Raw genomic sequence first — 12,160 nt, forward strand, 5'->3', positions numbered from 1 at the left:
GCGACGCCGACGCGCTGGTGGCGCCGGTCAACGCCGACAACCTCGTCACCGCCCGCCTCGCCACCGCCGGCCCGGTGACCGCGGCGACCGACCGCGACGACCGGGCGAGGCGGGACGCGACCCGCACAGTGCACACCGACACCGAGGGCGTCGTGGTCGTGGAATCGTGGACGGTGCACGGCGGCGGGCACGCCTGGTACGGCGGCAGCCCGGTCGGCTCCTACACCGACCCGATGGGACCCGACGCGTCCGCGGAGATGATCCGCTTCTTCCTCGCCCACCCCCGCCGGCCCTGACCCCAGCACACGGGACGGACGGCCCACGCCGTCCGCCCCGCACCGGCTTCGCTGCGGCCGATGGCCTACGCCACCGGGCTCTGCTCCACGGTGACCATCGAACTGGCCAGCACGAAGAACGCGGGGGCCCACAGGCCTACGAAGATCGCGGAGCGTTCGCCGTGGCCCGCGTCGTCGTGCTGAGCGCGGGCCCAGATCGTGACGCTCGCCAGGATCGAGGCGAGCCCGAGGCCGTTGAGGACGTCGCTGGACAGTCCGAGCCCGCGGAGTCTGTTCGTGATCATGATGTGTCCTTCTGTGGAATCGGATCAGCGCGGGTGCATGCCGTCTGCCCAGCGGTCACGTGCTGCTCGGTGACGCCGTGAGTTCACGAATGAATCGGCCGATCGATCGCCGACCCCGCTGAATTGCGGGGGGATCGCGATGGCCACGAGTGGGCCCTGAACGACTGTCGCACAGTCGCAACAGGACGGCGAGGTGGCGCCGGACTGCGGCCGAGTCGAGTTGCAGCGGCTCTGGCGCGGTTCTACCGTCAGGTTCTGAGTCGCAGGCTCAGCTCTACGCCCCGGACCCGGTGTAGTGCCTCTGCCGATGTCGGGACGGGCTGATCGTGGGTCGAAGCGCCGTGGAGCTGGACGAGGTCGACGAACTGTTGCAGGCCGCCGGGCGCGGGGATTTCGACGCCTTCGCTTCGTTCTACGATCGCACCGCACCCGCCGTGTTCAACCACCTCCACCACGTGCTCGGTGACACGACCGCGGCGGAGCGGGCCACCGTGCGGGTCTACGTGCGGGTGTGGCGGACCGCCCCCGACTTCGATCCGGCGGTGATGTCGGGAGCGTCCTTCCTGCTGCGCGCATGTCGGCCTGCCCCGGAGGCGCACCGACCGGGCGTGATCCCCTGACCGGGACCGCGTCCGGTCACCCTGTGGCTGCGGCGCTCAGCGCGTCGGTGGCCTCCTCGAGCGACCCGAGCCGTCCGATCTGCGGCGGGAGGTCCACTCCCGCCCAGCCGGGGCCTGCGACGAAGCTGCGGTAGGCGGGCCGCGTGCGCGGCAGCGACTGCACGATCTGCGCGTCGGCGGTGGATCTCAGCTGTGACCACAGGAGAAGTGCGGCCGGCGCGGTGCGCCGGATCGCCGTCGCCAGCGCCGTCGGAGGTAGATCGGCGCCCAGCGACCTGCAGGACACGCCCCGCTGCGCGAGTGTCGTGGCGAGCACGACCAGGGGTAGCCGGTGGTGATCGCCCGCCATCCCGGCGAGCAGTACCGGCCGCGCGGTAACTGTGGGAGCGGCGGTTGCCGCCACGGCGCTGAACACTGCCGTCACGCAGTCGCTGAGCAGGTGTTCGATCTCGATGCCGGTGCCGGTCTCCACCCAGCGCTGCGCCACCGCGGCCAGCACCGGTCGGGTCACGTCGTTCCAGGTGGCCGGCACTCCGGTCGCGGCGATCGACTCGGCGAGCAGTCCGCGGACGGTGTCGGCGTCGAGCGCGAGCGCGGCCCGCCCGACGGCCCGGGCTCGCCGTCCGGCGCCGGGCAGGCGCAGCGCCGTCCCGCCGGTGCGGGTCCGGCCCGGGTCGCCGTCGCCCACGCCCAGGCCGGCCTCGGTGTCGCCGATGGACTGTCCGGTGCCGCCATCTCCTGTACCGGGGGAGCGTCCGGTGGTGGTCGCCGGCGGGCGTCCGGCGTCGAGGTGGGGCGGCAGCGCGGTGAGTGCGTGGGCGGCGGCGTCGGCGGGGCTGGCACCCCGGATCAGGGCGCGGTGCATGAGATCGAGGCGGGCCAGGTCGTCGGGGGAGTAGCGGCGGTGCCGGCCGGGGGTGTGGTCGGTGGGTCCGATGCCGTAGCGGCGGTCCCAGGTGCGCAGCGTGGAGGGGGCGACCCCGACCCGCCGTGCGGCCGCGGACACCTGGAGTCGGAGCCTGTCGGTCTGCTCGGTGGCGGCGTGGGTGATCGCGACGGATGAGGAGGCGGGCGGCGGCCGGGGCACCGGCCCGGGCTCAGCGGCCGGGGTCGGAGGCTGCACGCCTCATCGTGCGGTGCCTGGACAGGGCGGGCAACCCGACCGTCTCGCGGTGGTTCCGCGAGTCACATGTGAACAAGGTTTGGCGCGATTCGGATTAGTGTATTCCGTGTACGAACTCATCCGAGCACGTGGTGCACGACAGGCGAAGTGGTGGACATGGCAGACACCCGAAGGCTCCCGGTCCCGGTCACCGACGTCTGGGACTGGCAGATGCGCGGCGCGTGCCGCGGTATGGACAGCTCGCTGTTCTTCCATCCCGAGGGAGAGCGCGGCCCGGCCCGATCCGGGCGGGAGGCCCAGGCCAAGCAGATCTGCGCGAGCTGCCCGGTCCTGGCGCAGTGCCGTGCACATGCCCTGGCCGTGCACGAGCCCTACGGGGTGTGGGGCGGGCTCTCGGAGTCCGAGCGCGACGTCATCGTGCGCCGCCAGGACCGACCGCTCCGCGTGGTCGGCCCAGGCGTTCCTGCGGTCTGAGCGGCGCGACCGGGTCGTGGTCGGCCCGACCGACTGGTGGGATCAGCGGCCGGGCCTGGGTTCCGGGGCCTGCGCGCCGACCCGGGTTCCGTGGGGTGAAGGTGATCCGCGGTGGTCGGGTCCAAACACCCGTCGGCGATGCGCCGTCGTCGCGGCGGATTCAAGTGGCCCGGTCCGGGCGTGAGTCTCACTCACGGCCGGCGCCGGGTCACCGCCGCGTCGGGGCGAGTGGAGGGGGTTACGCGCCACGACGCAGGTCCTCCGACCGCGAACCGCGCCCGACGAACCGACCGAAGAGTACCGGAGTTACCTAAGTAATGTCAGTCAGGACCGGGCGGGTGCGAGGCCCTGTTCGACGGCGTAGCGGGCCGCGGCGCCGCGTCTCTTGACACCGATCTTGCGGTAGATCGTGGCGAGGTGGGCCTCGACGGTGCGTCGGCTGAGCCCGAGCCGGGCGCCGATCTGCTGGCTCGTGAATCCCTCGGCGACCAGGACGATGACGTCGATCTCCCGGAGGCTCAGCGGCATCGGCGGAACTGGTGGGGACGGGTTCAGCGACGTCCGGCGGGGGTCGACGAGCAGGTGCCCCGGGTCCGGACAGCGCTCGAGCAGCTGTTGTGCCTCGACGAGGTGCCGTCGACCCGCCTCCGCGTCGCCGAGCCGGTGCTCGACGACGGCCAGCACGGTGAGGACTTCGGCGGTGTCCACCAGCAGGGGACTCCGCCGCACGAGTTGCAGGGCGCGGCGCAGCAGATCACGTGCCGGCTCCATGTCTCCTCGCTCGAGCGCCAGCCAGCCCCGGGCGAGCGGAACGTAGAACCGGTCGTAGTGCTCGGCCAGAGCGTGCACCTGGCTCCGGCCGTCCGCCTCGGCCGCCAGCCGCTCGGCCTCGTGGGCCGACCCGCCGACGGCGGCGATGACGGACTGCGCCCCGCGAATGGTCATGACCCCGAGATCGTTGCCCAGCTCGTGGGCCAGCGCACCGGCCCGGGTGAGCGCGACGTCGGCAGCCTGCAGCCGGCCGGCGCGAAGGCGGCTCAGACCTACGGCGCTCAATCCGCCGAGCCTGCGCACCGGAGACCCACCTTCGGCGAGCCGCTCGACGTTCTCGGCATGATGCAGCGCGGTCACCGAGTCGCCTGCGAACGAGGCGATCGACCACTGCGCCAGGGCGAGGCGGAACCGCACCTCGTCCTCGAGGTCGGGTTCGAGGTCCGAACGGTCGAGGACTGTCTGCGCGAGGTCGGTCCACCGCACCAGCTCCGCAGGGCGGGACGCGAGCGTGGCGACCGTCATGCCGGCCAGGCAGAGCCGGACGTCCGTGGTCCAGGCGTCCTCACCGAGCGACTGGAGCCATCCGAGCGCCGTGTCGGCGTACCCCTGAAGGGCCGCGACGGGGCCGTGCTCGGCCACCAGCTCGGCGGCCCGGACGGTGTCGCCGCTGGTGAGTGCGTGACGTACCGCGTCGAGCGGGAGGTCGTGGTCGGCGAACCAGTCGGCGGCGTGTCGGTGCAGCTGCGGAACGACGTCGGGCTCGGCGCGGTGCAGCTCCTGCCGCAGGACGTCGGCGAACAGATGGTGGTAGCGGTACCACTCGCCCCTGGTGTCGAGCGGGACCAGGAAGAGGTGCGCCCGTTCCGCGCGCGCCAGCAGCTCGGCCGAGTCGGACCGGCCGGTGAGGGTGTCGCACAGATCGGGGCAGAACCGGTCGACGACGGCGCTGCGCCGCAGGAACAGTCGCAGGTCGTCAGGGAGCTGGGCGAGGACCTCGGTGTGCAGGTACTCGCCGACGAACCTGTCGTCGCCGCCGAACCCGGCAGCGATCTCGACGGTGTGCTCGGCGTGGGTCCGCAGGGACAGCGCCGCGAGATGCAGTCCGGCGAGCCACCCCTCGGTGCGGGCGTGGAGCAGGTCGACCTCGGCGGGTGCACGTTTCGTGCCGGTCTCGCGACGGAGTAGTTCGGCTGCGTCGGACGCGGACAGACGGAGCTGCGCGACGGTCAGTTCCGCCAACCGCCCCTGGCCCCGCGATCGCGTCAGCGGGAGCGCAGGCGTGGTTCGGGAGGCGATCACGAGCCGCAAACCTGAGGGCTGCTGCTCGACGAGCAGCTGCATGCTCCGGTGCACCTCGACGTTGGTCAGCACGTGGTAGTCGTCGACGACCAGCGTCAGCGGCTCGGTCACCACGGACAGTTCGTTGAGCAGCGCCGGCACGACCTCGTCGACGACGGTGACCCCCGGCGCGGCGAGCAGCCGGGCAGAGGCGGCCAGAGAGCCGGGATCGTGGGCCCCCAGCGCGGCGATGACGTAGGACCAGAAACGCACGATGTCGTTGTCGCCCTCGTCGACCGACAGCCAGGCGTGCCGGTGGGCGTCCGGTTGCCGGTCGACCCACGAGGCGAGCAGGGTGGACTTGCCCCAGCCCGCTCCCGCGACGACCAGGGTCAGCCGGCCGGGTGCGGACACGGCCGACAGATGTTCGATCAGCTCCGTACGTGGGAGCGCCGCCGGACGCGGACGCGGAACGGTCAGCTTCGTGCGCAGCAGTCCTCCCGGCTGCGGAACGTCCGCGCGCTCCGGAGGCCTACCCACGACCCTGACGACCTCCCCCGCACCCCGACTCCGACCTGGGCGCCCACCGTACCTGCCGCTCGGCTTCTCTACGTCGGGCGGACGAACCCTGCCCGCACCGCCGTGGCGACCGCACGGGCCCGGTTGGGTTCTCCGAGCTTGCGTAGCACCGCGGAGACGTGGTGCCCGACGGTCTTCTCCGAGAGCACGAGACGGGCGGCGATATCGGCGTTGGACAGGCCCTCGGCGAGCGCCCCCAGGACCTCCATCTCGCGCTCGGTCAGCCCGGCCGGATTGGCACGGCTGGACGCACGGGGACCACGGGGCACGGACACCCCCGGCGGCGCAGGTCGCGGACGACCGCCGCATGTGCAGCCACCACAGCAGCTCACCGACGTCCCACGGGTTGCCGCGCGCGACCGCGAGGCCCCAGACCGTGTCGACCCGACGGCGGATGTCGTCGGGATCGTCGAGGGTCCAGGCCGCCTCGGCGAGCCCGGCCGCGCAGACCAGGAGCCGCTGCGCCTCGCCCGACGGCTCGGCCAGTCGCCAGGCCTCGGCAGCGGCCTTCGGCGTAGCCCCCGTGCGGGTCTCGAGCCGACCTCGCACCATCGTGGCCGTAACCACGCTGACGACGTCGGTGGACCTGCCCACGACGGCATTGGCATGGCGTCCCGCCTCCTCCCACCGCCCGGTCTCGAGGAGGAGGAAGGACAGCACTCCGCGCATGTAGGTCGACCACGAGTCGAGGTCGCGCTCGGTGCAGAAGTCGAGGCCGGCGCGTACGACATCCTCCCCGGCGGAGAACTGGCGGAGGGCGGTCTGTGCCGAGCCCAGGTTGGTGTAGGCGCGGGCTGTGTGCTCCTGCATGTCGTGGAGGAGCGCCTTGTCCAGGCTCTGGTGCAGCAGCGCAGCGCCCCGTTCATCGCCTGCCAGGAGCAGGGCCGTCCCGACGTTGTTCAACGCGTGCACCTCGGTGTCGACGTCGCCGAACCGCCGGGCCAGCTCGATGGCCCGGTTCCCCCAGACCTGTGTATCGGCCAGGTCCGCCGCGAGCATCCGGAGCTGGCGAGGTTGCTGTAGGCCATGGCCAGCTCCGGCCCCTCCGGTAGCTGCGACAGCGTGGCGACGGCCTCCTGCGCGTATCGCTCCGCTTCCGAGTTGCGCAGCCGGTACCAGGACAGCCGGGAGAGCCAGCGCAGGGATGTGCCGGTGCGGAGTGCGTCGCCACTGTCGCGACGCAGCGCGAGCTCGGCCCCTCGAGCCTCGACGGCCTCGGTCAGCTGACCGGTCAGGTAGCACTCGTAGGACAGTCGTTCGAGCAGGTCGCCGCGCTCCGCGGGGCCGAGCAGATGCCCCCAACGCAGAGCGGCGCGGTAGTGCTCGGCCGCTTCCCGATGGGCACCGAGGGCGGCCGCCCTCGCCGCGGCGCCCGGAGCGTGGGCGATCAGGTTCGGGCCGTCACCCGCGGCAGCGGCGTGGTGGGCGAGCTGCCGGTCGTCCGCCCCCGACTCGTGGAGCACCGCGTAGGCCGCACGGTGCAGCATCCGCAGCCGCCCCGGCAGCACGCTGGAGACCAACGCCTCCCTCGCCAACTCGTGCCGGAACGCGACCTCGGCCCCACCCCCGAGCAGGACCCCCGCCGCAAGACACTCGTCGACCGCGTCGAGCGCCCCACCGGAGACCGCCGCGAGCACGTCGATCTCCGCCCGGCCCCCGAGTACCGCCGCCGCGGCGAGCGTGTCCTGCGCGGCGGGGGAGAGCCGCGCCGTCCGGGCCAAGACGGCGTCGCGCACCGTCGGCGGCACCGCCCCGTCTTCTCCAGCGAGCACCTCGGTCACGTAGAAGGCGTTGCCGCCGGTGCGTTCGCACAGGGCGGCGACGTCGACGTCGACGCCGGATCTGCGGGCGAGCTCCGCCATCGCGGCCCGGCTCAGCGGCGGGACGCCGAGCCGGTGGACGCTGCGGACGGTCGCGAGCTCGCCGAGCAGTACACGCACCGGATGGCCCACGCCCACCTCGTCGTCGCGGAAGGTGAGCAGCAGCATCACCGGGCTCCCCTCACCGCGTCGCGAGAGGTAGCGGACCAGGTCCAACGTGGCCGCGTCCGCCCAGTGCACGTCCTCGATCAGCCAGACGGTGGGCTCGGCGACGAGCGCCGCGCGCACGGCCGCGAACAGCCGGACCCGGTCGACCGGCGCCCCGCCGTCGGCGGGTAGTTCGACGGCCAGGGCTTCCGCTACCTCGACGAGCGGGCCGAGCGGTGCCGCCGTGGTCGCGCCGTCGCAGCCGCTGCGCAGAACCCGGCACTCAGCCGTCGCCACGAAGTGTGTGGTCAGGGTCGTCTTGCCCGAGCCCGCCTCGCCCCCGACCAGTACGGTCGTGCCCGTACCGGTGCTGGAGTCGGCCAACGCGGATGCCAGTGCGCGCAACTCCGCGGCCCGCTCCAGAATCACGGGGCCGGCCACCGCTAGTGGATCTTGCTCAGCAACGGGCTCAGTTGCTCGGCCATGTCGCCAGCGGTGATCAGGTGACCGGTGACGGTGTCGACGTCGTTGGGGCCGGTCATGTTCTGCTCGGTGGTCACGACGGCTTCGGTGACGAATGCGATGACCGCCGCGATCCGCGTCTGCAGTTCCGGGTCGTCCTTCACCGATTCGCGGATGATGACGGCGATGTTGCGCATGTCCTCCAGCTTGTTGACGAGGATCCTGGAGTCGAGCGCCGTCTTCGGTTCGCCCTTCGCGGTGATCTGGTCGACGACCTCCTTGGCGTCGCCGGAGAAGCTCTCCTTCCATGCGCCCAGCAGATGGCTGTCGTCGGGCTTGGCCGCCACCCGCTTCTTCAGGAGGTCGTCGATCCACGTGGCGCTGTCGACCAGATGTCCGGGGAAATCCGATGCGTAGGGTGAACGCGTCCCCCGTCCCTTGCCGGGATCGACGTGGAGCTCCCAATAGAGGGAGTGGACCAGCCGGAGCAGTTGGTACACGGCCTCGTGCTCGGGACGCTGTTCGTCCAGGGTGCGCGTGCTGAACTCGGCGACGGCGTCGCCCACGCCGTCGGCGATCTTCGCCGCGGCTTCGAAGTGCTTCGGGCCCTGCTTCGCCAGCTTCAGAGCCTGCTGCAGTGGCGTCACGACCATCTTCTGCCAGTCGAGCCGCTTCTTCGACTTCGGCGGTGGTGGCGTCGGCTTCGCCGGCTCGGGTTCAGGTTGCTTCTTCTGCGACGGCCTCGGCCTGAACACCTGACGCTGAAGTACACCGACCACAGCCTGGTTACCGACGGTGCGCTGCAACTGCACGAGGAGTGGGACGGGTCGTCGATCTCCGGCCGCCGAGGTACCGGCATGCCCGCGTGATCGACCCGCGACGTCGCGGGACTCGAACGAACGTGCCACGTGCCGGCCTCCAGACGGTGGCCGTGCTGACCGCCAGGGCCGAAGCTTCCCACTCCGCACGTGACTGCGCTACGGAGCAACCTGGTGGTGTGGCCCGCTCCCGCCCTGCGGTCGAGGTCACCTGCGGCGGTTCGGCCGTCCCCGGGACTCGTGCCTGATCAGAACGGTCGTCTCGGACGCCTGCGAGTAGACGGCGATGGTCGGCAGGCCCGATCCGTCCGGCGGGAGCCAGCGCATGATCGATTGCTCGGGGGTGGCGTCGAACGAGGTCGTGTACCAGCGGGACGGATCGATGACCTCGACGGCCTGCGCGAACGGGTCCCAGTCGTCCGACTCACCCGAGTCTCCGTCGGAGGAGGGTGCCAGATACTCGATCAGGTCGCTGCCGAGCACGTGCGGCAGTGTGGTGATGTCGCGCGGCAGGACGTCCACAATGGTGAAGTCGGTCGACCGCACACACTTGTTAACGCCGGGTGGCGCTGTTTCAGGCTGCCGGTTGCAGGCGCTTCCGGGCCTCGGTGAGATGAAAGCGCTGCTGTCCCAGCCGCCGTCGGTGCTCTACGCGCCCTTCACCACCGGGGCGGACGAGCGGCGGGTGCCGGCCGGCCGCCGGTGACGCTTCGAGAGCGCGGCCTTCCCTGCGTGATCGGTACCGTCGCACACGACGAGAGGGGGCTGGGGTGGCACTCGGCATCGACCTGGGCGGACGGCTCGCCTGGTGACGGCATCGATCGAGGGCATCGGTCAGGCCATCGCGACGCGTCTGGCGGAGGCCGGTGCGGCGGTGGTGGTCAACGGGCGCGACGGATCGCGGGTCGACGCCGCGGTGGCGCAGATCCGCGACGCCGTGCCCGACGCGACCGTGCGGGGCGTTGCGGCGGACCTGGCCGACGCCGCATCCGGGTCGTGTCGATCGCGAGCGACTCGGCGGTCGTGACACCGGTCGAGATGGTGCACTACGGCGTCACGAAGACCGCGCAGCTGGCGGTGACACGCGGGTTCGCGAAGGTCGCCAAGGGGACGGGTGTCACCGTGAACTCGGTGGTGGCCGGCCCGACACACCGCAGGGGTGGAGGAGTTCGTCGAGCAGCTGGTCGGCTCGGACCTGCCGTGGGACGAGGCGCAGCGCACCTTCATGCGTGAGCACAGGCCGCAGTCGTTGCTCGAGCGGCTGATCGAGCCGACCGAGATCGCGAACATGGTCGCCTACCTGAGCTCGGACCTGGCGTCGGCGACGACCGGGGGAGCGGTGCGGTCCGACGGCGGGTACGTCGACTCGATCCTGCCCTGAGCGGATCGAGAAAGGTCGTCGGAGAAGGTCACTGTTCGACGAGCGTCTGTGTACCGAGGACGACCGCGAGTGCGAGGCGCTCGGCGTCCTCGGTGCCGGGCTCGGCGGTGAAGACCATGATGCGCACGTCGTCGGCGGCGACGACGAGGATGTCGCAGTCGAGGGTGATGCGGCCGACCGCGGGATGATCGATGATCTTGTGTCGGGACTGTTCCTGGCGCGGATCGGGGGCGCCGGACTCCCAGAGCTCGACGAATCGCGGGCTCTGCGCGGCGAGCTCCTTGACGAGCCGCGTGAGCGTCCGGTCGGCGGGGTACCGGGCGGCGCTCAGCCGCAGGTCGGCGACCAGTCCTGCTTCGAGGTCGGCATGCTCCTCCGGCGTCTGGACGGCCCGGGTGCCGGGGCCGACGAGGTGGCGCCAGATGGCGTTGCGTTCGATCGCGCGCAGGGTCGAGGTCTCGCCCATGAGCGCGTCGTAGGGGGCGTTGGCGACGAGGAGCGTCCAGGTGGCGTCGTAGACGGCCACCGGCGTGTTCGCCAGCCGGTCGAGGAGGCGCTGGACGCTCGCCGTGATGCGTGACGGAACGACGTCGCGCGCGGGGGCGGCGTGCCCGGCCAGCCGGTAGAGGAGGTCATGTTCCGCGTCGGGCAGGCGGAGGGCGCGGCCGAGCGACTCGACGACTTGCACCGAGGGCGAGGTGGCACGTCCCTGCTCGAGCCGGGTCAGGTAGTCGGCCGATATCCCGGCGAGCCCGGCGAGCTCCTCGCGGCGCAGCCCGGTGGCCCGGCGGCGCCCGCCTGCCGCGGCGTTCATCGGAAGCCGCAGGTCGGTTGGAGACACAATGAAGCGGTGCACGCCATAGTGACGACGTGCCTACGACACCTGCGCTCGGAGACGTCCTCGAAATCGACGACCGTACCCTCCTGGTGTTCGGTCAGGCGCTCGACGTCGCGCACGACCAGCCTGACGCCGCGAACGCCCTGGTGCACCGCGCCGGCGACACGCTGTTCCTGGTCGACACCGGTGTGACGGACGCCTTCCGGGTGGCCTTGCGGTCGGCGGTCGACCGCGTCGGCCCGTGGACCCGCCTGGTCGTGCTGACCACGCACGGCCACCCCGACCACGTCGGCAACAACGATCTGGCCGACGAGCTCGGCCGCGAGCGGAACGTGCCGATCGAGCACTACGTGCCGGCGCGCGACCTGCCGCAGATGCTCGACCCGGCCGCCTACTGGATCCGCTCGTTCTCCCGGGTCGCGGGCATCGTCGCGCTGCCGGCGCCGCCGAAGCTCGCCGGCGACAAGGTCGTGTCGCTCTTCCAGCCCCTGCGTCCCTTCGCCGCGGTCACCCGCACCTACGAGGAGTTGCCGCTCGAGCGGATCGCTCTCGGTGCGGTGCCGATGACCGGATGGTCGTTCGCCGACGGGGCGGTCCAGGTGCTGCGCAGCCAGGGCCACACCGCCGGGCACGTCGTCGTGCACCTGCGCGACAGCGGCCTCGTGCATCTGGCCGACGAGGGCAACGGGCCCTGCGGAGTCATGCAGGACGCCGACCAGCTCAAGCTGCAGACGGTGCTCGGGGCCGTCGCGGCCCTGTTCGAGAACGGCCAGGCCACGGTCCTGACCGACGGCCACACGTTCGCCGTCCGTCGCGCCGACGAGGCCGCCTCGTACCTGAACGGGCTGCTCGACCAGGCGATGGCCCTGCAGCAGCTCGCCTTGTCGGCGACGAAGGACAAGACGCCGGTGGACCCCCACGAGTTCGCCGAGCGGTATGGGCGCGGGGTCACGGAGCTCGGGGTGGGCGGCGCCAATCCCAACCCGATGTTCACCGGGATGACGGCGGTCAATCAGCTCGCCGAGATCGGCCTGCGCCCCGACGGTTCGGAGAGCGGTGCATCGTGGTCGCGACCCGCGCTGGCTAATCCCGCCCCGGTCGCCGGCATGCCCCGCGGCCTCGCCCTTGTTCCCGCCGCGATCGCCATGCTCCGCTGGAAGCTGCAGAAGAAGGACCGGTGAGCACACTCAAATGGGTGACGCCGTGCATCGGCCCGTGACCGTCCGCACATTCTCCGTATCTTCTTGACGGGAAAGTTGCGCTTTG

12 protein-coding genes and 1 pseudogene are annotated in these 12,160 nt (G+C 71.7%); 5 read left to right on the forward strand and 8 right to left on the reverse strand.

Features of this window, described 5'->3' with window-relative positions; translation table 11 throughout:
• Positions 1-296, forward strand: a 296-nt coding sequence (locus tag RM445_RS11925; RefSeq protein ID WP_311556266.1) for a hypothetical protein, incomplete at its 5' end; no start/stop codon positions are given.
• 65 nt (positions 297-361) lie between these two features.
• Here RM445_RS11925 and RM445_RS11930 read toward each other — a convergent pair.
• Positions 362-580 carry a hypothetical protein gene (locus tag RM445_RS11930; protein ID WP_311556267.1) on the reverse strand — a complete coding sequence of 73 codons (219 nt, stop codon included), beginning with the start codon at positions 578-580 and terminating at the stop codon, positions 362-364.
• Between the two features lie 326 nt (positions 581-906).
• Here RM445_RS11930 and RM445_RS11935 point away from each other — a divergent pair, with 326 nt between their 5' ends.
• A complete protein-coding gene (locus tag RM445_RS11935; RefSeq protein ID WP_311556268.1) occupies positions 907-1,200 on the forward strand; it encodes a sigma-70 family RNA polymerase sigma factor in 294 nt (97 codons plus the stop codon).
• 16 nt (positions 1,201-1,216) lie between these two features.
• Here the strand turns inward: RM445_RS11935 and RM445_RS11940 are convergent, their stop codons facing one another.
• Positions 1,217-2,323, reverse strand: coding sequence for a MerR family transcriptional regulator (locus RM445_RS11940; RefSeq protein WP_311556269.1), 1,107 nt, complete (start codon positions 2,321-2,323; stop codon positions 1,217-1,219).
• A 156-nt stretch (positions 2,324-2,479) separates the two neighbouring features.
• Between RM445_RS11940 and RM445_RS11945 the strand changes: the two genes are divergently transcribed.
• Complete coding sequence (locus RM445_RS11945) at positions 2,480-2,797, forward strand: WhiB family transcriptional regulator (RefSeq protein ID WP_311556270.1); 318 nt, start codon at positions 2,480-2,482, stop codon at positions 2,795-2,797.
• 324 nt (positions 2,798-3,121) lie between these two features.
• On the opposite strand, the gene RM445_RS11950 is transcribed toward RM445_RS11945, so the two are convergent.
• The 5 genes from RM445_RS11950 to RM445_RS11970 form a co-directional block, all read right to left on the reverse strand.
• Positions 3,122-5,389 (reverse strand): helix-turn-helix transcriptional regulator, encoded by a 2,268-nt coding sequence (locus RM445_RS11950; protein WP_311556271.1) that lies wholly within the window; start codon positions 5,387-5,389, stop codon positions 3,122-3,124.
• A 68-nt stretch (positions 5,390-5,457) separates the two neighbouring features.
• A complete protein-coding gene (locus RM445_RS11955; protein WP_311556272.1) occupies positions 5,458-5,697 on the reverse strand; it encodes a helix-turn-helix domain-containing protein in 240 nt (79 codons plus the stop codon).
• A 630-nt stretch (positions 5,698-6,327) separates the two neighbouring features.
• Positions 6,328-7,836, reverse strand: coding sequence for an ATP-binding protein (locus RM445_RS11960; protein WP_311556273.1), 1,509 nt, complete (start codon positions 7,834-7,836; stop codon positions 6,328-6,330).
• Between the two features lie 2 nt (positions 7,837-7,838).
• Complete coding sequence (locus RM445_RS11965; protein ID WP_311556274.1) at positions 7,839-8,669, reverse strand: hypothetical protein; 831 nt, start codon at positions 8,667-8,669, stop codon at positions 7,839-7,841.
• A gap of 213 nt (positions 8,670-8,882) precedes the next feature.
• On the reverse strand, positions 8,883-9,221 hold the full coding sequence (locus RM445_RS11970) for a hypothetical protein (RefSeq protein ID WP_311556275.1): 339 nt from the start codon (positions 9,219-9,221) through the stop codon (positions 8,883-8,885).
• Positions 9,222-9,480: 259 nt separating this feature from the next.
• On the opposite strand from RM445_RS11970, the pseudogene RM445_RS11975 reads away from it, so the two are divergent.
• A pseudogene (locus RM445_RS11975) lies at positions 9,481-10,056 on the forward strand (SDR family NAD(P)-dependent oxidoreductase).
• A 28-nt stretch (positions 10,057-10,084) separates the two neighbouring features.
• Here the strand turns inward: RM445_RS11975 and RM445_RS11980 are convergent.
• A complete protein-coding gene (locus tag RM445_RS11980) occupies positions 10,085-10,897 on the reverse strand; it encodes a helix-turn-helix transcriptional regulator (RefSeq protein ID WP_311556276.1) in 813 nt (270 codons plus the stop codon).
• A 29-nt stretch (positions 10,898-10,926) separates the two neighbouring features.
• Here RM445_RS11980 and RM445_RS11985 point away from each other — a divergent pair, with 29 nt between their 5' ends.
• Entirely contained in the window at positions 10,927-12,075 is a 1,149-nt protein-coding gene (locus RM445_RS11985; protein ID WP_311556277.1) for an MBL fold metallo-hydrolase, read from the forward strand.
• Positions 12,076-12,160: the final 85 nt, after the last annotated feature.

The organism is Pseudonocardia charpentierae (genome assembly GCF_031845345.1).
Lineage (GTDB): Bacteria > Actinomycetota > Actinomycetes > Mycobacteriales > Pseudonocardiaceae > Pseudonocardia > Pseudonocardia charpentierae.